The sequence below is a fragment of the Methanobrevibacter thaueri genome, assembly GCF_015062915.1.
GTDB lineage: Archaea > Methanobacteriota > Methanobacteria > Methanobacteriales > Methanobacteriaceae > Methanocatella > Methanocatella thaueri_B.
Genome location: NZ_SUTJ01000005.1, coordinates 43,630 through 66,173, shown reverse-complemented (window position 1 = coordinate 66,173; position 22,544 = coordinate 43,630). Strand labels below are relative to the sequence as shown.

The window sequence follows — 22,544 nt, the reverse complement described above, 5'->3', positions numbered from 1 at the left end:
CATATTCTTTTAAATATAATCTTTTTTTTCAGTATCGTTTAAATTCTATTAAAATAATATGTAAAATTTTATATACATTGATAACCTAAGTTTATAATGGTGAGTTAATATGGAAAATAATACAATTTTTGTTGGTAGTAAACCTGTTATGAATTACGTTTTAGCTGTTGTAACACAATTTAACGAAGGTTCAAATAGTGTATTACTCAGAGCTAGGGGTAAGGCTATAAGCCGTGCCGTAGATGCAGCTGAAATTGTAAGAAATAGGTTTGTGCCTGATTCAGACGTTACAGATATTAAGATTTCTACTGAAGAAATTGAAAACTATAACAATGAAAAAACAAATGTTTCTATTATTGAAATTTTAATTGAAAAGAGCGAATAACTCTTTTTAATCAAATTTCTTTAGAACATTTTTTTCAAAAAGATATTTTGAAAGTAATATGTTTGAAGTACCCTTTCCATGAGCCTCTATTTTATTCTTTTTTATTGCCTTTAAAACACTGTCAATATCTTTTTCACAATCAATCATACTGTAGCAGTCGCCGACAAATTTCCAGTAATGGGCGTCGCTTGCACCCAATGCAGGCAGGTTTTCCTTTTCAGACAGCTTTTTTGCCTTGTTGTTGCAGTATCCAACGATGAATCTTGCGTTTCTTATTTCTATTGCATCGATTTTTAGATCCTTGTAGTCAGTCTTGTGAAGAAGGCCATGCCTGTAGAAACAGTATGGATGGGGCACTATTGCAAGACCCCCTAAATCATGAATTCTATCTATTGTTTCTTGAGGTGATAGGTCACGAGGTATGTTTTCCTCACACCCAAATCCAAGGATATGGCCTAGTGATGAAGAAATCTCTATTGATGGAATTGCTAATATATCTGTGTTTCTAGTTTTTGCCATAACTTCGCTTGTTCCATCCACGGTATTGTGGTCGCTTATTGCAATGATGTCAATGTTCCTGCTTCTTGCCACATCAAGAATGTCATCGATTTTTGATTGTGAGTCTGGTGAGTATTCGCTGTGAATGTGTGAGTCCATCTTAAGCATTTGAATCTATCCCATAATTGTTTTTATCAATCCTACGGTACCGGTCATCATCACGTCCCCTCCAGGAGCTGCATGGTGCCAGTCAAGATTGGTCTTTTCAATCAGTTCCCTTTTAGGTCCGCTGACAATTACCTTTTCAATTTTTGATATTGGATTTAACACGTGAGCTCCATGTCCATGGTCATTGTAGACTTCCTCATGGGTTATTTCACCTGAAGCCAACCTTTTTATGTATCTTTCAAGTGACTGGCCGGTTAGGCTTGATGTGTGATGCTCAAAGACTCCCTGGATTTTGCCGTCCTCTATTGATGCTGCTGTGGTGTGGCCGTTTCCAATGTCAATGACGATGTAGCTGTTGAGTTTGCTTGCTAGCTCGTCATAGCACATTCCAGCTATTGATGCGAACTTTGTGTCCATGACAAGAGGCAATTCCTCAATTCCCTCATCTGCAACTTGTCTTCTTACGGCCTGCATCCTTGTGAAGTAATCAGGCAAGTCATCGCCTTCAAAACCGAATTCCAGTGGGGAAATGGGTTCGCATACCTTTTCCCTGATCTTTTCAAATCTGAAATCCCTGTCGCCCATGTTCTCATTGTATCCATGATCCTGAACAGCTATTGCTATTTTATCGAAGTCGAATTCCAAATCATAACCTAACAGAAATTCTGATAGCTTTGTGATGTTGATGTCGCCTAACTTTATTCTTGAATATGAATCATAGTCCTTTGAATCATCAGCAATCTCTATTCCGATTGCCTTTACCTGTTCGATATCATCACGTATAGTTTTAGCGCATGTTGGTTCCATTACCACATTGTATCCCTTTTCCATATGCTCCAGGATACTTCTTTTTATTTTTCCTCCACCCATTATCTCCCCTTCAAAGTAGATGTCATTTTCAATTTCCCTTATCTGTTGGGAGATATACAAGTGTGGGGACGGCAGAACTATCTTTATTGAGTTCTCCAATTCCTTTTCAGTGTCATAAATCATTATATCCTGTGTTCCAGTACCAACATCAATAGCTAAAATTCTCATAATTTTAGATTGTATCTTATAATATTAATATATTGATTGTACTTTTATGTACAACAAAGCTTTAAATAGTACATTGTTTATAATTATATTCATGACTTACAAAATAGAATTATCATCAGATGACGTGCCTAAACAATGGTACAACATGCTTGCAGATTTACCGGTTCCTCTTCCCGCTCCAAAAAACAGTGAAGGCAAAGACCAAATAGCCTCATTGCAGCTGGCATTCACTAAAGCAGGTCTAGAACAGGAGTTTGCAACTGACAGATATATAAAGATACCTAAGGAAGTACGTGAATTGTATATGGAAATGGGAAGGCCAACTCCATTAGTAAGAGCAAACAAGCTTGAAGAATATTTAAATACTCCCGCTAAAATCTTCTTCAAAAGAGAAGATAGCTCACCAACCGGTTCACATAAGTTAAACTCAGCTATTCCACAAGCCTATTTTGCTAAAAAAGAAGGTGTAGAAAGACTCACCACAGAAACCGGTGCAGGTCAATGGGGTACTGCATTATCCCTTGCATGTAACCTATTAGACATTGAATGTACAGTATATATGGTTAAAGTCTCATTCAACCAAAAACCTGACAGGAAAAACATAATGCACATCTATGACAGTAACGTTTACGCTTCACCTAGTGAAAACACTAAAGTCGGACGTCAAGTGCTTGCAGAAAACCCAGACCACCCAGGATCATTAGGAGTGGCTATTTCTGAAGCTATGGAAGAAGCTTTAGAAAATGATGAAGTTAAATACTCATTAGGTAGTGTATTGAACCATGTAATGCTTCACCAGACAATTATTGGTCAGGAACTCAAGACACAATTGGAAATCGCTGATGAAACCCCTGATGTTATGGTTGCATGTGCCGGTGGAGGAAGTAACCTAGCAGGATCATTATTCCCATTCATCAAGGATAAGATTGCAGGAAACTCCGAAACAGAATTCATTGCTGTAGAGCCTAGTGCATGTCCTACATTGACTGAAGGAACCTATGATTACGACTTCGGAGACTCCAATGGATTCACTCCAATGCTTAAGATGTTCACATTAGGACATGACTTCGTAGCACCATCCGTGCACGCCGGTGGATTAAGATACCACGGAATGTCACCTATTGTTTCACTTTTAACCAAAGAAGGCTACATCCAACCAAGATCAGCACATCAAAAAGACTGTTTCGAAGCAGGAATCACTTTTGCTCGTAAGGAAGGTATTGTTCCGGCTCCTGAAACCACTCACGCTATCAAAGTCGGTATTGATGAGGCATTGAAATGCAAACAAACCGGTGAGGAAAAAACCATTGTCATCAACTTCTCAGGTCATGGTATGTTGGACTTAAAAGGATATGCTAGCTATTTTGAAGGAACAATGCAAAATGCTAAATAATTCTTCTTCTTTATTTTTTTTATATTTTTTTATTATAAGTTATAAGTTATAACTTATTACATTTAACTTACACGTGTTAACTAATAACTTATTTGTGAAAACGAATACTTTATAAGATAGAAGTTATAAAATATAACTTATTTGTTAAAAGTTAGTTATGATAAGTTATTTCTTAAAACTTATTTTTTATAATTTAGAAGTTTTAACTTAAAACTTAATTCCTATCCCTTAGAAGTTAGAACTGATAAGTTATTTCCTTTAAGTTTTAATTTAAAAGATATAACTTAATTCTTTTAACTTATACTGAATAGCTTAAAAGTTATTCTTTAGTACTTTGATTTTAAGTTATAAATCATAACTGATAACTTAAAACTTATCAATATAGGAGAATTCTTTAATGAGTGAAGTAATTGCGGTGATGAATCAAAAGGGAGGCTGTGGTAAAACAACAACAGTTGTGAATACTGCAACATCCTTAGCAGTAATGGGTAAATCTGTTTTGGTCGTGGATATGGATCCTCAGGCCAATGCCACTACAAGTTTTGGCATTGACAAGACCAAGATAGAAAATACAATATATGATGCTATCATTGGGGATATAAATGTAAAAAAAGCAACAATTCCTACGTTTATTAAAAATTTATTTATTATCCCAAGTAATATATCCCTTAGTGGCGCCGGAATGGAGCTTTCTAAACGTGAAAATTACCACATAATTTTAAAAGAAACTCTTAAAGATGTTGTACCATTATTCGACTACATATTCATTGATTTGCCTCCTTCTCTTGGAGTCATAACAGTCAATGCATTAGTAGCTTCAGATAGTGTTTTAATACCTATCCAAGCTGAGTATTATGCTCTTGAAGGAGTAGCTGATTTAATTAATACAATAAAATTAGTTGAAAAAAGGCTAAGAAGCCCTACACCTATTAAAGGAATTCTCCTCACTCTATTTGATAAAAGAACCAGACTTAGTAAAGATGTTCATAAGGAATTAAAAAATTACTTTGGCGAAACAGACTTATTATTCAAGACAATCATTCCTAGAAATATTAGATTGGCTGAAGCTCCTAGTTTCGGTAAACCATGTTTAATCTATGATCCGGACAGTACAGGTACAAAGGCTTATTTAAAGTTAGCTAAAGAAATTCTTAAACGTGACGGAGAGGATTTATAATGGCTAGGAAAGGACTCGGTAAAGGATTAGATTCTTTAATACCTGATTTTTACAACGAAGATTTCGACAGCAATTCACCTCAATCCCTGGAGGATATGCTCAAGGAGAATGAACCTGTTGAAGAAACTGAGGAAGAAGTTATTGAAGAAGTTAAAGATGATGAAAATGTTGAAGACGTTAATTCAGATTCCAATGGAAGTGGAGAAGTCCAAGAAGAGGTCCCAGAGGAAGAGGAATCGGAAGAAGATGAAGAGGATGATAGCACATCCGAAGACCTACCTAGCGATGAAAGCGTTGAAGATGATGTACAAACATCACAAGAAATCCAAGTGAACCAGGAACATGTGGATGAAGTCATTGAAATTGTAGAGAAAAATCCAAGGATCACTTTATGGTCATCAAAATCTTCAGCAGTTTTCAGATATTTAAGAAAAACCGAACCCGAATTCAGTATTTCCAAGGAAGCTTCTGTTCTGATTGAAGAAGCCGTTGCCAAAAAATATCCTGAAATTTGGGAGCTATTTAAGGATTTATAATATAATCTATTTACACTTGAAATTATGGTGAATAGATTCTATTAAAATATATTTGTTATAAGATTTTTTCTATTATTATACTGAAATAACCCACCATTTATTTTAAATTAAAATCACTCAATCATCAATATAATGACATTTCATTCTAAAAATCGAATGTGGTTTGATATTCTCCACTTATTTTAATGTAAGGCTCTGCCCTATCCACTACAACCCCTAATTTTTTAAGTTGCTCTTTATTGGAGAATGGCATTTTTTTACGAATAGATATTATTTCACGTGCTGATTTCACACCTATTCCCGGAACCCTCACCAGTTCGACAAATGGTGCTGAATTTATTTCTACAGGGAAAATGTCCATGTTCTTTGCAGCCATTATTTTTGGATCCTGGTCAAGTGAAAGCTGGTCATTTTCATCAAAAACCAATTCCTTTACATTATAATGGTAATCATTAAGCAAGCTGTCTGCATTATATAGTTTAGCGGTTCTGTCAGTTGAACAGGCTTCCTTATTTCCGAATTCAGTTTCCGCAATTGGGGTGAATGCTGAAAAGTATGTCCTTTTCAATTCTGAGTTCTTGTATATTTTTTCCATTCTCTGTAATATTTCCCTATCACTTTCATCGTTTGCACCGACAATGAGCTGTGTGGTATGGGTAGAATTTGGATATGTTGTGCTTTTATGCTGTAGACTGTTGATCCATGACAACCTTTTCAGGATGTCCTTGTTGTAGTCCTTGGTGGAGGACAGTTCAGCCAGTCCGGAAGGTGTGGCGGCCTCAATATTGATGCTGACCCTATTTGCCAGTGCCATTGCCCTTTTGATGTCGTCCTTGCTTGCCCCGGGAACTATTTTCAAATGGATATAATCGTCATAGCCGTACTTGTTTCTCAATAGATGCACTGTTTCTATCTGTTTTTCCATTGTAGAGTCTACATCACCTGAAATTCCTGAGCTTAAAAACAGTCCGTTTACAAGTCCCCTGTTGTAGTATCCGAGAAATGCCTTTGCAAGTTCTTCAGGTGACAGTTCCAATCTGGTAAAGTTCCTTTTGGATTGGTTTATGCAGTATTTGCAGTCGTTTTTGCATTTATTTGTAAGTAATGTCTTGAAAAGAGGAACCTTACATCCATTATGACCTATTGCCTCATAAATTCCGGGCAAGTTTATTTGAGAGCTCTTGTTATGACTAACATAATCACATAAATCATACTGTGCTGAGTCAGTCAGGATTTTCATTTTCTCCAAAGTGGTCATAATATCAAATTTTTTTCTTATTATACTAATATTATAAAAGTTATTAAATAAATATATATTAATGATTTGATTAAATTGTGTGATTAAATGAAAAGTGATAATGTAAAAAAAGGAATTCAAAGGGCTCCTCACAGATCTCTTTTGAGAGCTTGTGGGCTTGATGATGATGACTTTAAAAAACCGTTCATCGGTATAGCAAACAGTTTCACAGACATTGTTCCTGGCCATATTCACCTGAAGGAATTGGTTGAATTCGTCAAGGAAGGAATAATCGCTGCAGGCGGTGTTCCATTTGAATTTGACACCATGGCAGTTTGTGATGGAATAAGCATGAACCACGAAGGAATGAAATACTCCCTTCCTTCCCGTGAAATCATTGCAGCTACCGTAGAGTCAATGACCAAAGGACATGCTTTTGACGGTCTTGTATTGATTCCAAGCTGTGACAAGGTTGTTCCTGGAATGATTATGGGTGCGGCCAGAGTGAACGTCCCATCCATTGTTGTAACAGGCGGACCAATGCAATCCGGTGAATACAACGGTAAACCTGCTGATTTGATTACAGTATTTGAGGCAGTCGGTGCCAATTCCGCTGGAAAAATGAGTGATGAGGAAGTTTATGAGCTTGAAAGATGTGCCTGTCCTGGAGCTGGAAGCTGTTCAGGATTGTTCACAGCAAACACAATGGCTTGCATAACCGAAACATTCGGTCTGTCCCTTCCAACCTGTGCAACAACCCATGCAAGGACTGAAGAAAACAATCAGATTGCATTCGAGTCTGGTAAGCAAATTTTAAAGCTTGTTGAAGAGGATATCAAACCTTCAGATATATTGACACAGGAAGCATTCAACAATGCAATCGCTGTTGACATGGCTTTAGGTGGATCTTCAAACACTGCATTGCATATTCCTGCAATTGCTAGTGAAGTTGAAGGCGTTGATGTTGATTTGGAATTATTTGATGAGATTTCAAGAAATGTTCCTCACATTGCACTGATTTCACCTGCCGGTGAGGATTCAATGATGGATTTACACTTGGCCGGAGGTATCCAGGCTGTATTGAAAACATTAGGAGATAAAATCAACACTGACCAATTGACAGTAACCGGAAAGACAATTGCTGAAAACCTTGAGGATGTTGAAAACAAGAACACTGACGTTATCCACACACTGGACAGTCCTGTCCATGAGGATGGAGGTATTGCAATACTTAAGGGTAACCTTGCACCTAACGGAAGTGTAGTTAAGAAAGGTGCAGTTGCAGACCACTTGATGCATCTTAAAGGACCTGCAAAGGTTTATGACTCTGAAGAAGACGTCACAAAAGCAATATTCGACCATGAAATCGAAGAGGGCGATATTGTCGTAATCAGGTATGAAGGTCCGAAAGGAGGTCCTGGAATGCGTGAAATGCTCAACCCAACTTCAGCTCTTGCAGGAATGAACATCAAGGATGTTGGCCTTATAACAGATGGAAGATTCTCAGGCGGAACACGTGGACCATGCATAGGACACGTATCTCCTGAAGCAAGGGAAGACGGTCCGATTGCAGCAATCCAAAACGGTGACATCATTGAAATTGACATTGAAAACAGATACATTAACGTAGAGTTATCCGATGAGGAAATCGAATCCAGATTGAAAGATGTCAAACACCCTGAAAGTGAAGTGTCCGGATGGTTGGCCCTATATCAGAAATTGGTTCACTCAGCTGACACTGGAGCTATTTTAAGGTAGTGTTATAATGGATATTTTAAAATACTCTGAAATTGATTTAGAAGAAACCATTAAACGCTCAGAACAGGACGTCAATAATGTTTTAGGAACCGTGTCTGAGATTTTGGAAAATGTCCGTATAGAAAAAGACAAGGCAATACGCGAATATACAGAAAAGTTTGACGGTGTTTCAATAGAAAATCTGCAAGTATCCAAAGATGAAATCAAAGAGGCTTATGACACTTTGGATGATGAATTGTTAACTGCTTTAAAAAATGCTGCAGGTAACATTCGCAAGTTTCATGAAAGGCAAATTCCTTCAAGCTGGGAAATGGAAGTCAATCCAGGTGTAGTTGCAGGTCAAATCGTAAGGCCAATCAACTCTGCAGGATGCTATATCCCTGGAGGACGTGCGGCTTATCCTTCATCAATACTGATGACAGTAATCCCTGCAAAGATTGCAGGTGTTGAAAAGGTAGTTTGCGTAACCCCTCCTCAAAAGGATGGAAAGATTCTTGACGCTATTCTTGTTGCAGCAGACATTGCAGGTGCCGATGAGATTTACAAGGTTGGAGGCGCACAAGCTATTGCTGGGCTTGCATATGGAACAGAATCCATTCCTCGTGTCGAAAAGATTGTCGGTCCGGGAAACATATTCGTAACCGCCGCAAAGAAACTCGTCTATGGTCAAGTAGACATTGAGTTTCCGGCAGGTCCGTCAGAAGTTCTTATATTGGCTGATGAATCCGCTAATCCTGAATTTTTGGCAACTGACATTCTAGCTCAAGCAGAACACGACCCTAATGCATCATGCTTTTTAGTCACAGACTCAGAAGATTTGGCTCTTAAAACAGATGAGTTTGTTAAGCAATTAACACTTGAAGCTCCAAGACGTGAGATTATTGAGGAATCATTGTCTAAAAGTGGAAAAATCATTATCACAGACACTTTCGAAGAGGCAATTTATGTTACAAACGAATATGCCCCTGAACATTTAATCATATCCACAAAGGATGACGATGAAACATTATCACACATTAACAATGCTGGATCAATCTTTTTAGGTAGCTATTCTCCTGTTGCTGCTGGAGACTATGGATCAGGAACAAACCATGTTCTTCCGACAGGTGGTGGAGCCAAAATGTATTCAGGATTGTCCACAGAGGCATTCATCAAAAAGCCTACAGTTCAAAGGCTCACTAAAGATGGCCTTAAGGAATTGTCCAAAACATCTGTTCCAATAGCGGAATATGAAGGATTCTTTGCACATGCAAATTCATTCAAAACAAGATTAAGAGATGATTAGATGGATTTTGAACGAGTAGATGTTAATGATTTGTCTGAAGAGGAATTGCAGGAAGCATTCCGCATGAATCAGTTGTTATTTAAGCTCAATCACACAATGCCGATGACTCCGGAATATGAAAATGTTTTAAAGGAACTCTTCGGCGACAATATTGGTGAAAACTCAACAATTCAGGCACCTCTTGCAGGAGCCGCATTGGACAAAATGGTTATTGGAAACAATGTTTTCATCAATTCAAATTGTCTTGCAATGGCCCGTGGCGGAATCACCATAGAAGACGACGTTATGCTTGCGGCCAATGTTCAGCTGCTCTCAAATAACCATGATGAGTATGAAAGAAACGTTCTTCTATGCAAACCTATTCACATTAAAAAAGGAGCATGGATTGGAGCCGGAGCAAGCATTTTACCTGGTGTAACCATTGGAGAGTATGCCATTGTCGGTGCCGGTGCAATAGTAACCAAGGATGTTGGGGACTATGAGGTTGCAGTGGGTGTTCCTGCAAAGATAGTCAAGACATTGGATAAGGAGAAATTCAGGAAATAAATTTTGTATTTTAAGTTACTGGTTGGAGGTTTTGCGTAACTCTTCCCAACCTTATTTTTTATTTATCTCATTTTAAATCATTATTTTGTTTAAAAACATAATATATGCTCTTTATTTTTAAAAACAATCTATTTTTTAATAAATAGGTTAACTTTATATATTATGTTAATCTATTTAATATTTAGAATATGATTTTTCATATTCATGCTTTCTGTACAAGAAAGAAATCAGGTAATAAACAGTTGCCTAATCTGACGTAGTTTATAGATTTAAGCTCTATAAACTTAGGCAACACTTTTTTTAAATATTAATTTTATTTAAATTATTTTTACAACCTCGAGGTGAATAAATTTGCAAGGTTTATTAAAAGATTGGAGAAGAACAAACTATGCTAGTGAATGTGCTCCTGAAATAGCAGGAAGTGACATCACAATCATGGGTTGGGTGCACGAAATCCGTGATTTTGGTGGAATCATGTTTGTAATCATTCGTGATGTCACCGGCAGAGTTCAAGTAACCGCTCCAAGTAAAAAAGTAGACGAAAACATAATGGAAGAATTAAGAGAATTAAGAAAAGAATCAGTTGTAGCAATAAAAGGTTTAGTGCAAGAAGCAGGAAAAGCACCTAATGGTGTTGAAATCATTCCTAAAGAAGTAAGGATCCTCAACTTAGCTAACCAACCTTTACCAATGGATCCAACTGAAAAAGTTAAAGCTGGAATCGACACAAGATTAGATTCAAGATTCTTAGATATCAGAAAAGAAAACGTTTCAGCAATATTCAAAATCAAGGGACAAATGTTCCATACTATCCGTGATTTCTTCTATGACAATGGATTTTATGAAATCAACACTCCTAAACTTGTAGCATCAGCTACTGAAGGAGGAACAGAATTATTCCCAATCACTTACTTTGAAAAAGAGGCATTTTTAGGACAATCCCCTCAATTATACAAGCAAATGATGATGGCTTCAGGAATGGATAAGGTATTTGAAATCGGCCAAATCTTCAGGGCAGAAGAGCACGATACATTAAGACACTTGAATGAAGCGGTATCCATCGATGCAGAAGCTTCATTTGCAGATGATGAGGACGTAATGAAAATCCTCAACGACATGATTATTCAAGTATTGAAAGACGTCAATGAAAAATGCGCTGACGAATTAGACATCTTAGGTCATGAATTGGAAGTTCCAACTGGAGATTTCCCAGTAGTAACCTATGATGAGGCTGTTGACATTGTAAACTCAAAAGACGTAAGTATGGAATGGGGAGAAGACCTATCCCGTGAAGCTGAAAAGGCTTTAGGAGACACAATGGGAGGATTCTACTTCTTAACCAGATGGCCTTCTGAAATCAAACCGTTCTACGTAATGCCTGTTGACGGAGAAGAACAATACTCTCACGCATTCGATTTAATGTACAATAACTTAGAATTATCCTCTGGTGCTACCCGTGTACACCAATACGATTTACTCGTAAAACAAATCGAAGAAAGAGGATTAAACCCTGCTGGATTCGGAAGCTACTTGAAAGCATTCGAATACGGTATGCCACCACATGCAGGATGGGGTGTAGGTGCCGACAGATTAACCATGGTGCTTACCGGATCTGAAAACATCCGTGAATGTGTGCTCTTCCCAAGGGACAGACACAGATTAACTCCTTAGATACCTATGGAAGAATATGACATAGCTGTCATTGGTGGAGGACCTGCAGGAATTATGGCTGCAATTGCAGCCAGTAAAAATTCCTCCAAAGTGATATTGCTTGAAAAAAATCCAAGTTTGGGTCGTAAGCTGCTCATTACCGGCGGTGGAAGATGCAATATCACCAATTCCAAACCAATCAAAAAGCTATTGGATTCATATTCTCAAAAAAATTTTTTAAAACACTCTTTTTACTCATTGACTAATGAGGACCTACTGTCACTGTTTGATTTGGAATTCATCACAGAAGAGGACAATCGAGTTTTTCCAAAAAGCGGAAAGTCAAGTGATATCCTGGAAGGTTTAACTCGTCACTTAAAAGATGTCAGTATAAGTTATAACTTCGAAGTTAAAAGCATAAGTGATGACTTTATTATAAATGATAAGTTAAAAGCCGATAAGATCATCATTGCCACCGGAGGAGTCACATATCCGCAAACCGGTTGCAGCATAAAAAACTATTCCCTGACTTCACAGCCATTGACAGACATAAAATACGGCTTGGTGCCTCTCGTCACCAAAAAGGACTTGTCTGACATTGCAGGCGTAACATTATATGATGTTGTTATAAGTTATAAGAAAACTAGCGTCAGGGGAAATGTGCTCTTTTCCCATGTGGGACTGACCGGGCCTGGAATAATCAACCTGAGCAATGAGATATCAGAAGGTATAAGTTATAACTTATTGGAAAGCGAACCCGAAGTCGACCTGGAGATAGCCATAGACCTATGCCCTGAACTTACAAGAGAGGATTTGGCAAGCAAGTTCAACAGGGAATTCCAGGATAAGGGAAAAACAATGATTAAGAATTACCTCAAGCTATTTTTGACAAACAGTTTCATTGAATATTTCCTGAAGGAATGTAAAATTGATGGCGAAACCCAACTGTCCAGAATCAACAAGAAAAGCAAGAACAGGCTGATTGAAAAGTTGAAAAGATTCACATTTGAAATAACCGGATTCAATGAAAAGCTCTCCAAGGTGACAATTGGCGGAGTTGACCTGAAGCATGTAAATGCGAAAACCATGGAATCGAAAACAACACCTAACCTATATTTTGCGGGAGAGGTCCTGGATTTGCATGGTCCAACCGGCGGTTACAATCTGAAAATCGCTTTTTCAACAGGTTATTTGGCCGGTCTGTCTGCAAGTGAAAAATGATTTTTCCCAATAACAAAATATTTAACATATATATAATTCAAAAATTATAATATGACAGACAAAATGTTCATGGGTGCATCAACTAAGCAAGGCTTGGATATTGCCAACAAGAGTAGAGAAATTATCCGTGGCCTTATTGGAGATGATGTCAAAGACTTAAAACCTATAGAAAGAGACATCGTTGAAAGGATTGTTCACTCAACTGCAGATCCTGAGTATGCAAAATTGGTTAAAATCAGTGCTGATTTTGTAGATGCAGCTATGGCTTCCCTTAAGAATAATGAAACCATTCTAACCGACATTAACATGGTAAAATATGGTATTACTAGATATGAAGGGGAAGTTGAGTGTTACATAAAAAACGATGAAGTAGTTAAAATCGCAAAAGAAAACCAAATCACAAGGGCAGCTGCGGCAATGAGATATGCTGCAAGCAATGATTTTGAAGGTATTGTCGTTTCAGGTAATGCTCCAACCGCTGTTTTTGAAGCAATGGATTTATATGCCAAAGGCGAAATGAATCTAAAGGCAATTGTCGGAGTTCCAGTTGGATTTGTAGGAGCCGCCGATTCAAAAGAGGCACTGCACAATTCAGATATTCCAAATATCATTGTTGAAGGACCTAAAGGAGGAACACCAATTGCTGTTGCTTGTGTAAATTCACTAATACAACATTTATAACGTGATAATATGAATTCAGAAGACTTATTCAATGAATCAAAAAAATATTTCCCTGGTGGGGTAAACTCTCCTGTAAGAGCTTTTAAGCCTTATCCGTTTTTCGTTAAAAGTGCAGGAGGATCCAAACTCACAGATGCTGATGGTAAAACTTATATAGACCATTGTCTGGCTTATGGTCCTTTGATATTGGGTCATGCTGACCCTAAAGTTGTAAGGGAAGTTTCAAATCAATTGACAATGGGTACTGCCTATGGTACTCCAACAGAAAATGAAATTACTCTTGCAAAAGAGGTTATTGATAGAATTCCATCTGCTGAAATGGTAAGATTCTGTAACAGTGGAACAGAAGCCACCATGAGTGCAATAAGATTGGCACGTGGTTTCACTGGCAGGGATAAGATAGTCAAGTTTGAAGGAGCATACCACGGAGCACACGATTACGTGCTTGTTAAAGGAGGTTCCGGTGCTGCAACATTACCGGACAGTCCAGGTATTCCACAAGACACTACTAAAAATACCTTATCAGTACCATTCAATGATGAAGAGGCACTTACAGAGTTAATTGAAAAAGAAGGCGAAAACATTGCATGTATCATTATGGAAGTGGTCATGGGTAATGTAGGATGTATTGAGCCTAAACCAGGATTTTTGGAATTCATCCGTAAAATTACTGAAGAATATGGAATTGTTCTCATATTTGATGAGGTTATCACTGGTTTTAGAGCTTCACGCGGTGGAGCACAGGAATATTATGGTGTAACTCCTGACTTGACAACTCTCGGTAAGATTGTTGGTGGAGGACTTCCAATGGGAGCATTCTGTGGTAAAAAAGAGATTATGGAATTGATTGCTCCTCAAGGACCGGTCTATCAGGCAGGTACCTTTTCAGGAAACCCTGTTTCAGTTCAAGCGGGTATTTCCACATTGACACAATTGGATGATGCCTTTTATAAGGAAATGGAAAGGAAAGGCAATTACCTAAGAGGAAACATCCAATCAATAATTGACGATGAGGAATATGCCATTCAGCCTGTAGGACTTGCTTCAATGTTTCAGATTTATTTCAATCCTGCACCGGTATACAATTATGCCGATGCTCAGGAATCAGACAGAAAATTATTCTTAAGATACTTTAAAAGCTTATTAAAACAAGGTGTTTTCATTCCACCTTCACAATTTGAATGTAATTTTATTTCCAATGCTCACAGCATGGAAGATTTACAGAATACCTCTGATGCTATTGAATTAGCTTTAAGAGAAGCGTTTAGAAAAAGAAGAAGGTAATATAAATGGAAATTGATTGGAAAGAAGTTGCATCCTATGCAATAATTCTTATAATTGTTTTAATTGCCGCACAACACTTGAATGTGGTTGTTTCAGGAAGTATGGAACCTGCATTCTACAGGGGGGATATTGTCCTTGTTCAAAAGGCAAATTTCCTTGGCATAGATGAGTTCAACCCTGCAGATGTTCAAGTGGGGGATGTTGTTGTCTATGATGCGGCATGGTATGACCAGCCTGTAATTCATAGAGTTATTAATATAACTGATATTAATGGAACTACGATGTATGTGATTAAGGGAGATAACAATGACCGTGCCGACCCGTATTATGTTAAAGCAGACCAAATTCAAGAAAAGGTTGTTACATTCGGCGATAATCTGGTTATCATTCCTAAAGTCGGTTATCTTTCCCTCTGGTTAAGAGGTTTATAATACTTATAAGGTGAGTTAATGTATTTCGAAATTGAAAAACAAGCTATTGATGCCATCAATAAGGCATTAGATCAATATGATGTAGAAATTGATAGGAATTTTAAATTGGAATTCCCTCCTAATCCTAAATTAGGTGATCTTGCAAGTACCATTGCTTTTGAACTTACTAAAAAACTAAGGACTTCACCTCCTGAAGTTGCAAAAGACTTGGTTGAAAAGATTGAAGTTCCTGAAATATTTTCAAAAGTTCAAAACTTCGGACCTTATGTCAATTTCTTCATTGACTATAACGAGTTCTCAAAATTATTGTTACAGAAAGTAGATGAAAACTATGGACAGCTTCCGGAATACGGTGAAAAAATCGTATTGGAACACACTTCAGCTAATCCAAATGGACCATTGCACATTGGTCACATCAGAAACTCCATTTTCGGAGATTCCCTTGCAAGACTTTTAAAATTGGCTGGAAGAGATGTTGAAACCCAATATTATGTAAATGATATGGGAAGACAAATCGCAATCATCGTTTGCGGAATAACCGAATGTGGTTTGAAGATTGAGGATTATGAAGGAGATAAAATCGACCACAAAATCGGAAAATTATACTTTGATGCCAACAAAGCTGTCGAAGAAGATGAAAATTTAGCAGCAAAGGTAGATGAATTGATTCAAAAATATGAAGAAGGAAGTGACGATGAATTAAATGCAATATTCGAGCAAGTAGTTTCAAGTTGTATCTCTGGAATGAAGGAATCACTTCAAAGAATCAATATAAACCATGACAATTTTGTATGGGAAGGACAGTTTGTCAGAAGCGGTGAGGTTGATGACCTTGTGAACTATATTCAAAGGGAAGGTTTCACACGTGAAAACGATGTACTCTACATTGACCTGACAGATTTCAACATTGAAAAGGAATTTGTTTTACGCCGTTCCAATGGAACTTCACTATACTCCACAAGGGACTTGGCTTATCACAAATACAAAGCCACCTTGGGAGATACAGTTCTTGACATCCTAGGTTCCGACCACAAATTGGCTGCAAAACAAATCAAGGTAATATTTGAAGAAATCCTCAGACAGGAAGCTCCTGAAGTAATATTCTATGAATTCATCACATTGCCTGAAGGATCAATGTCAACAAGAAGAGGCAAATTCGTGTCTGTTGATGAATTGATTGATGAGGCGGTTCTCAGGGCTCATGATGAAATCAAGTCAAGAAATCCTGATTTGAGCGAAGAGGAAATCGCTCCAATGGCTGAAGATATCGGTGTTGGTGCTGTAAGATTCTTCATCGCAAAATTATCCCCTGAAAAACACTTGACCTTCAAATGGGATGAGGCATTAAGCTTTGAAAGAGGCTGTGCTTCCATTCAATACGCACATGCTAGAGCATGCAAATTGATTGCAAAATCCGGTAAGGATGTCTCTTCATTGACAGTCAGTGATGATTGGGTTCCTGATGAGGCTGAACAAGACTTAATCAGACAAATCGCTAAATTCCCACAAGTTGTTGAAGATTGTGCAAACAAGAAAAGGGTTCACAATATCACACAATACTGTCAAGATTTAGCAGGCTCATTCAACAAGTTCTACAAAACCGAACAAGTTATTGGTTCTGATGTAGAAGATACAAGATTAATCTTGGTTGACAGGGCTAAAACAACAATTAAAAACGCTTTAGATATTTTAGGTGTAGCAGCACCTGAAAAAATGTAGATGGGTAAATTTAACTCATCTTTAACTTCTTTTTTTAAGTAATTTTTAAAATGTCAGATAGACATTGTTATGAATCGGAATAGGTGAGTATTCCTTGCTTCCAATTCATCAATGTATTTAAGATTGAATAGTATATATTTTTTCAAATTCAGTCCACATAGTGGATGTAATCCTCTTTTCTAGGCAGTGGTTCAGGTGATTCCATATCACTGTAGCCTAACACAACATGGCCAATTCCCTCGTAGGTTTCAGGAATTCCCCATTCTTTCAAGAGCTCCTTACCCTTTTCGCTTGAAAACTCATCATATGCCCTGTGAATCCAGCAAGATCCGACACCAACTGCATGGGCAGCGTTCACTAGAACAGCCAATACGCTAGCTCCGTCCTCTTTCCAGGTTGGCACTTCACTGTCGGCCAAAACGATTAGCAATGTTTTGCCTCCATAGAACGGATCCATATCCTCCGGCATTTCAGTTGGGAAAAAGCTCCTGTTCCAAGCGGAAAGTTCCTTGATGGTGTCAGGGTTTTGAATCACAACTATTTTTGGTGATTGCAGTCCTCTTCCGGTTGGAGCATAGGTTCCAGCTTCCAATATGGTTTTTAAATCTTCATCTGAGATTTGTTCGTCCTTGAATTTTCTGATACTTCTTCTTGTCTTTAGGTTTTCGATTGTCTCGTTCATATTAAATCCTCACAGATTTTTATAAGCATATTTCTGAAATTGTCAAATTCTTCATCATCCAATGATTTTTTTAGTATGTCATCCCACTCATTATCATAATTCATTACTGTTTGAGCTATTTTGGCACCTTCTGAGGTAACGTTTATGATTTTTTTCCTTTTTTGAGGGGTTCTGGTTATCAAACCTTTGTTTTCTAGCTTTTCAAGGTTTCTTGTAACTGTGCTTTCATTTATGTGAAGGGCTTCAGCCAGTTCCTCCTGACTTATCCCCTTGTTTTTGTATGATTTTACAAGCAATGGGTATAGTCCTGAACCCAACTCCACATCCTTCAGCTTATTGTTCAGGAAGGTTGTCTGTTTCCTATGAAGAAGGGAAAGCAATGGGGATACTGGAATGTCATCATCGAATGCCATTGTCTCGGCCCCTTATCAGTTTATTTATGTAAAGTTCAATGCATGCGTAACAGATGAGGGAACCTAATCCTCCTCCTAAAAGCATTCCGCAATATATTCCGAATTCTCCCATGTTGAATACGAATCCGAGAACATATGCAAAGATCAATACCAGTATGAATTCCCTGAATGTGGTCAATGCAAATGAGATTGTTCCCTTTCCAACCCCTTGGAAGACGTTACCGGCACTTGCTCCAAACGGCACATATAAGATGAACAGGCTCATGATTTGCAGGAATCCGGCAATCATTGGTGCGAGATGGGAACTGCTTTCGGAATATGAGAATATCAATGCAATTTGGTTTGAGAATATTATAAGGATTATGCAGACAATAATTGAAGCTGCCAAAGCTATTTTAACTGCGTATCTTGCTGTAACCCTTAGGTTTTCATATTTGCGGGCTCCGAATGCAACTCCTGCCACTGAAATTGAAGCGGTTCCAACGCCTATTGCTGGAAGCATTCCAAGGTTGATTATTCTCCATCCTGCAGTATAAACTGCCACGGCAACCGGTCCTGAAACCAGTGTGAGCATGAAATTAACCACAATGGTCAATGCAGAGAGGATGAGCTGTTCAAGGCTTGCCGGAATACCTACAACCAGAATGTCCTTATACATGCTTAGGTTATTGTGGAAATATTCCCTTCCGTATTTAAGGTATGTGTCCTTTTTAATCAGCATCCAGTAAAGCATTGCAGCAATGGAGAGTATATGTGCAAGCACTGTTGCCCATGCGGCTCCTGCAACTCCAAGATTTAATGTGTAGATGAAGATTGGGTCAATGACCATGTTAACAACTGCTGTTATTGCAATAGGCAGTGTTGCCCTTTTAACGTCCCCTTCAGCTCTGAACGCTCCTCCGAAGATTGGCGGAAGAAGCATTGCAAATGCAAATGCAAAGATGATCACTCCATATTCCATTGCATAACTTAAAACGTCTGTTGCTCCCATTACCTTAAGCAAAGGTTCCAGGAATGTCAAAAGAATTATTGAAACGACTATTGACAGTATTATTCCCAAAATTAGGTTGTGTATTGCAGCATTGTTTGCTGATTTGGTGTTTTCAGCTCCGATGTAACGTGATATCAGTGAGTTACCACCTGCTCCAATACCGTTTCCGATTCCAATTAAAACCATGAATAATGGTGTGATGTATCCTAATGCAGCTAATGGTTCTGCACCGAGTCCAGCCACCCATATGCTGTCGATGATGTTGTTTGCAAATATTAGAAACATGCTTGCAATGATTGGTACTGACAGTTTGTTGATAGCTTTTTTCGGGTCTCCAGTAATCATTTCAATGTTATCATTCTTTTCCATAAATTAACCTCTCTTGCATATGCAATAATACACTTGTATATGCAAGTGTTAGTATTTAAAGATATTGATGATGATATGATTTAAAAAAAAGAAAAAGAAAAGATGGCTATTGTAAGTTGCCATCTGCGTCAATCATTTCGCCTGAGGAGTATGAGTTTCTCACATAGTCCGCAGACATTCCGTCGCTTTGACCACCACGAATAATGCCGTTGTCGTCATAATAGAAATTGTATTGGCTATCGTAGTGTAGAGGTCCTTGGGAACTGGAATTTCCGTTATATAATGAAGTTCCTGCACTTGAATTGCTTTGTACAGGTGTTGAAGTGCTTTGTTCGCCTGAATCGGAGGAACTGCTTGTTTCTGCGGTTCCTTCTTCAATTTTTATTGTTTGTTTTGCACTGCATCCATCATATCTAATGTTTCCCTTATAATATACTCTAACATCATAGCTTCCGGGAGCTTCATTGTTTAAGACCAGTGACCCCTTACCATCATTGTCAGTGATTATTGCGTAAGTTTGATTAGTGCCTTCTTCTGTAAATATGATTGTGACGTTTTGACCTGATAGTGCGTTACCTTCTTTATCCTTAAGTTGGAACTGGACCGCTTCACCATTCTTCAAAGCGTCAGTACTTAAGAATTTAATTTCTGTACTTACTTTACCATCATCGTTGATGCCGCTGTGCAGTTGTGTAAATACAAACACTCCCAAAATGATAACAACGATAATGATTAATGCTATTAATATGTTATTCCTATTCATAGCCATTCACCAATATGATGTATGTTATTCATAATATTTTAAGATAGTGTTAAATATTTTTAAAGATATAACTTAAAACAATAGGAGACTTAATCATGAAGGTTTTAGTAGTTGGAACTGGTGCTCGTGAACATGCTATCGCTGACGGATTGAAAGACGATGTGGAGCTTTACTGTTACATGAGCAAAGTAAACCCTGGAATGTCCAAAATCGCTGAATTCAAACAAGGTGATGAGGGAGAAGTAGAAAAAGTAGCTGAATATGCCGTTGAAAAAGGCATTGACATTGCATTTATCGGTCCTGAAGCTCCTCTTGGAAAAGGAATAGTCGATGAGCTTCAAAAAAATGGAATCAAATGTGTCGGACCTACCCAAAGTGCCGCACGCATTGAAACCGACAAGTCATTCATGAGAAAACTCTTCGAGGACTATGAAATCGAAGGATCACTCGTATATAAAGTGTTTGACAATTCCGATGATGTTTCCGCATTCTTGGATGAATTCGACCGTGATGTAGTGGTCAAACCTGTCGGATTGACTGGTGGTAAAGGAGTTAAAATCGTCGGTGACCATTTAAAAGACAATGAAGAGGCAAAAGAATACTCCTGTGAAGTAATCGATAATGTCATGGGCGGATTTGCACAGGTTATCATAGAAGAAAGACTCATCGGTGAAGAATTCACTATCCAGGCATTCTGTGACGGTGAACACTTGGCACCAATGCCTGCAGCACAGGACCATCCTCATGCATTTGAAGGCGATGTCGGAGCAATCACTGGTGGAATGGGCTCATACTCTGATGTTGGAGGATTATTGCCATTCTTAAGTCAAGATGACTATGACAAAGCAGTAGAAATCATGAAAGCAACTATTAAAGCCATTGCTGAAGAAGCAGAACCATACAAAGGTATTCTATATGGACAATTCATGTTAACCGCTGACGGACCGAAACTCATTGAATACAATGCAAGATTCGGAGACCCTGAAGCAATGAACGTATTGCCTTTACTTAAAACACCTCTCGTTGATGTTTGTCAAGCTATTGTTGACGGAAACCTTGATGAGGTTGAATTTGAAGACAAGGCAAGCGTGTGCAAATACATTGTGCCTGACGGATATCCTGAAACCGAATATGCCGGTGAATTGATTGAAGTTGATGAGGAAGCTATTGAAGATTTAGGTGCAAAAGTCTTCTATGCGGCAGTATCTCAAGAAGATGATGGTATTCACCTGTCCGGTTCAAGGGCATTAGGCATTGTAGCCAGTGGTGAATCCATTGAAGAAGCTGAAAAAATAGCTGAAAAGGCATGCGAGTTTGTTAAAGGTAATGTTTACCACAGAAGGGATGTCGGTACAACAGAACTTGTAAACAAACGTGTAGAACACATGAAAGAAATTTTAAACTAAAATTTCTTTTTCTCTTTTTTTAGGTGATATTATCAAACAGGAAGAGCTTGAAAATCTTGTAGGAAATTCTGATTTAAAAGAATTCATCAATAAAGAACTCTCAGAGATAAATGAAGAGATGGATGATGAGGATATTGAAAAAATCAGAAATCTCACTCGTGAACTAAAGGATAAGTACTCAGGCAAACCTTCCGTTGAAAAAAAAGTGGATAATATCAAAACAGGTTTTTATCAAAGGTTCATGCAATCATTTGAAAGGGATATGGATATTGATCCCGGAAGGGTGCTGGGCTTGACAGACGGCATTTTCGGTATGGTAATGACCCTTTTGGTTTTCGGTATAGCATTGCCTGAAGCACAATTGCTGACTTCCGGTGATTTTTCGGCCTTTTTACAGTCTATTTTTCCTACCGTTGGCGTAACTATCGTCAGTTTCATCCTTGTCAGTTCATTTTGGATATATCACCATGAATTTATTAAAATAAATTCTTTAAACATGCCATATTTATGGATAAATATCCTGTATCTGGCTTCAATTTCATTCATTCCATTTTCAACATCACTCATAGGTTCTTATTCCCATTATTTCTTAGCGGAAGTCGTGTTTGGAATAAATGTATTCTTGACATTAGTATTTTTCCTTTTGATGTACATGTATGCATATAATAGGGGATTTCTGGAAAACAAACCCTCAAAAAAGGAAAACAGATATATATTCAACACACTTATCATTATCATGGCATTAACTGTGGTTGTGAATCTTTTGGATTTCAATGTTTCAAGGAAGTTCATCTACCTGTTCCTTTTGGTTCCTGTGATATCAACTCTCAGGGATATCAGATATAAAATGAAATCATAGAAACATTTAATATATATAAATCAAATATATTTATTTTTCTTATGATTATTTAGG

22 protein-coding genes are annotated in these 22,544 nt (G+C 37.8%); 15 read left to right on the top strand and 7 right to left on the bottom strand.

Annotated elements, in window-relative coordinates:
- Positions 1–109: 109 nt before the first annotated feature.
- The gene (gene albA, locus E7Z78_RS04845) at positions 110–385 is read left to right on the top strand and encodes a DNA-binding protein Alba (protein WP_303724051.1); all 276 of its coding nucleotides are present in this window, start codon (positions 110–112) and stop codon (positions 383–385) included.
- A gap of 6 nt (positions 386–391) precedes the next feature.
- On the opposite strand, the gene E7Z78_RS04840 is transcribed toward albA, so the two are convergent.
- Together E7Z78_RS04840 and E7Z78_RS04835 are read right to left on the bottom strand one after the other, a co-directional pair.
- Positions 392–1,051, bottom strand: a complete 660-nt coding sequence (locus E7Z78_RS04840) for a PHP domain-containing protein (RefSeq protein WP_303724050.1) — start codon at positions 1,049–1,051, stop codon at positions 392–394.
- A 6-nt stretch (positions 1,052–1,057) separates the two neighbouring features.
- Positions 1,058–2,089, bottom strand: coding sequence for a DUF1786 domain-containing protein (locus E7Z78_RS04835; RefSeq protein ID WP_303724049.1), 1,032 nt, complete (start codon positions 2,087–2,089; stop codon positions 1,058–1,060).
- Between the two features lie 91 nt (positions 2,090–2,180).
- Between E7Z78_RS04835 and E7Z78_RS04830 the strand changes: the two genes are divergently transcribed.
- The 3 genes from E7Z78_RS04830 to E7Z78_RS04820 all read left to right on the top strand — a co-directional run bounded on the left by E7Z78_RS04830 (position 2,181) and on the right by E7Z78_RS04820 (position 5,195).
- On the top strand, positions 2,181–3,482 hold the full coding sequence (locus E7Z78_RS04830; protein WP_303724048.1) for a TrpB-like pyridoxal phosphate-dependent enzyme: 1,302 nt from the start codon (positions 2,181–2,183) through the stop codon (positions 3,480–3,482).
- A gap of 397 nt (positions 3,483–3,879) precedes the next feature.
- Positions 3,880–4,659 carry a ParA family protein gene (locus E7Z78_RS04825; RefSeq protein WP_303724047.1) on the top strand — a complete coding sequence of 260 codons (780 nt, stop codon included), beginning with the start codon at positions 3,880–3,882 and terminating at the stop codon, positions 4,657–4,659.
- Positions 4,659–5,195, top strand: coding sequence for an AAA family ATPase (locus E7Z78_RS04820; protein ID WP_303724046.1), 537 nt, complete (start codon positions 4,659–4,661; stop codon positions 5,193–5,195). Before E7Z78_RS04825 ends, E7Z78_RS04820 begins: the two co-directional genes overlap by 1 nt.
- Before the next feature lie 145 nt (positions 5,196–5,340).
- On the opposite strand, the gene E7Z78_RS04815 is transcribed toward E7Z78_RS04820, so the two are convergent.
- A complete protein-coding gene (locus tag E7Z78_RS04815) occupies positions 5,341–6,453 on the bottom strand; it encodes a radical SAM protein (RefSeq protein WP_303724045.1) in 1,113 nt (370 codons plus the stop codon).
- 87 nt (positions 6,454–6,540) lie between these two features.
- Between E7Z78_RS04815 and ilvD the strand changes: the two genes are divergently transcribed.
- The 9 genes from ilvD (at position 6,541) to argS (ending at position 17,007) form a co-directional block, all read left to right on the top strand.
- On the top strand, positions 6,541–8,190 hold the full coding sequence (ilvD, locus tag E7Z78_RS04810; RefSeq protein ID WP_303724044.1) for a dihydroxy-acid dehydratase: 1,650 nt from the start codon (positions 6,541–6,543) through the stop codon (positions 8,188–8,190).
- 7 nt (positions 8,191–8,197) lie between these two features.
- Positions 8,198–9,475 (top strand): histidinol dehydrogenase, encoded by a 1,278-nt coding sequence (gene hisD / locus E7Z78_RS04805; RefSeq protein WP_303724043.1) that lies wholly within the window; start codon positions 8,198–8,200, stop codon positions 9,473–9,475.
- Entirely contained in the window at positions 9,476–10,021 is a 546-nt protein-coding gene (locus E7Z78_RS04800) for a DapH/DapD/GlmU-related protein (RefSeq protein WP_303724042.1), read from the top strand.
- Between the two features lie 351 nt (positions 10,022–10,372).
- The gene (gene aspS / locus E7Z78_RS04795; protein ID WP_303724041.1) at positions 10,373–11,692 is read left to right on the top strand and encodes an aspartate--tRNA(Asn) ligase; all 1,320 of its coding nucleotides are present in this window, start codon (positions 10,373–10,375) and stop codon (positions 11,690–11,692) included.
- A gap of 6 nt (positions 11,693–11,698) precedes the next feature.
- Positions 11,699–12,892, top strand: coding sequence for an aminoacetone oxidase family FAD-binding enzyme (locus E7Z78_RS04790; RefSeq protein WP_303724040.1), 1,194 nt, complete (start codon positions 11,699–11,701; stop codon positions 12,890–12,892).
- Positions 12,893–12,943: 51 nt separating this feature from the next.
- Positions 12,944–13,573, top strand: a complete 630-nt coding sequence (locus E7Z78_RS04785) for a cobalt-precorrin-8 methylmutase (RefSeq protein WP_303724039.1) — start codon at positions 12,944–12,946, stop codon at positions 13,571–13,573.
- A gap of 9 nt (positions 13,574–13,582) precedes the next feature.
- Positions 13,583–14,857, top strand: a complete 1,275-nt coding sequence (gene hemL, locus E7Z78_RS04780) for a glutamate-1-semialdehyde 2,1-aminomutase (RefSeq protein ID WP_303724038.1) — start codon at positions 13,583–13,585, stop codon at positions 14,855–14,857.
- Between the two features lie 5 nt (positions 14,858–14,862).
- A complete protein-coding gene (locus tag E7Z78_RS04775) occupies positions 14,863–15,288 on the top strand; it encodes a signal peptidase I (protein WP_303724037.1) in 426 nt (141 codons plus the stop codon).
- Between the two features lie 18 nt (positions 15,289–15,306).
- On the top strand, positions 15,307–17,007 hold the full coding sequence (gene argS / locus E7Z78_RS04770; RefSeq protein WP_303724036.1) for an arginine--tRNA ligase: 1,701 nt from the start codon (positions 15,307–15,309) through the stop codon (positions 17,005–17,007).
- A 148-nt stretch (positions 17,008–17,155) separates the two neighbouring features.
- Here the strand turns inward: argS and E7Z78_RS04765 are convergent, their stop codons facing one another.
- From E7Z78_RS04765 to E7Z78_RS04750, 4 genes are all read right to left on the bottom strand, one after another.
- Positions 17,156–17,689, bottom strand: coding sequence for a nitroreductase (locus E7Z78_RS04765; protein ID WP_303724035.1), 534 nt, complete (start codon positions 17,687–17,689; stop codon positions 17,156–17,158).
- Complete coding sequence (locus tag E7Z78_RS04760) at positions 17,686–18,102, bottom strand: MarR family winged helix-turn-helix transcriptional regulator (RefSeq protein WP_303724034.1); 417 nt, start codon at positions 18,100–18,102, stop codon at positions 17,686–17,688. The genes E7Z78_RS04765 and E7Z78_RS04760 overlap by 4 nt, the downstream gene beginning before the upstream one ends.
- Complete coding sequence (locus E7Z78_RS04755; protein ID WP_303724033.1) at positions 18,089–19,462, bottom strand: MATE family efflux transporter; 1,374 nt, start codon at positions 19,460–19,462, stop codon at positions 18,089–18,091. Before E7Z78_RS04755 ends, E7Z78_RS04760 begins: the two co-directional genes overlap by 14 nt.
- Before the next feature lie 106 nt (positions 19,463–19,568).
- Positions 19,569–20,225, bottom strand: coding sequence for a carboxypeptidase-like regulatory domain-containing protein (locus E7Z78_RS04750; protein WP_303724032.1), 657 nt, complete (start codon positions 20,223–20,225; stop codon positions 19,569–19,571).
- 95 nt (positions 20,226–20,320) lie between these two features.
- Between E7Z78_RS04750 and purD the strand changes: the two genes are divergently transcribed.
- Together purD and E7Z78_RS04740 are read left to right on the top strand one after the other, a co-directional pair.
- Positions 20,321–21,631, top strand: a complete 1,311-nt coding sequence (gene purD, locus E7Z78_RS04745; RefSeq protein WP_303724031.1) for a phosphoribosylamine--glycine ligase — start codon at positions 20,321–20,323, stop codon at positions 21,629–21,631.
- A gap of 118 nt (positions 21,632–21,749) precedes the next feature.
- A complete protein-coding gene (locus E7Z78_RS04740) occupies positions 21,750–22,490 on the top strand; it encodes a TMEM175 family protein (protein WP_303724030.1) in 741 nt (246 codons plus the stop codon).
- Positions 22,491–22,544 lie beyond the last annotated feature (54 nt).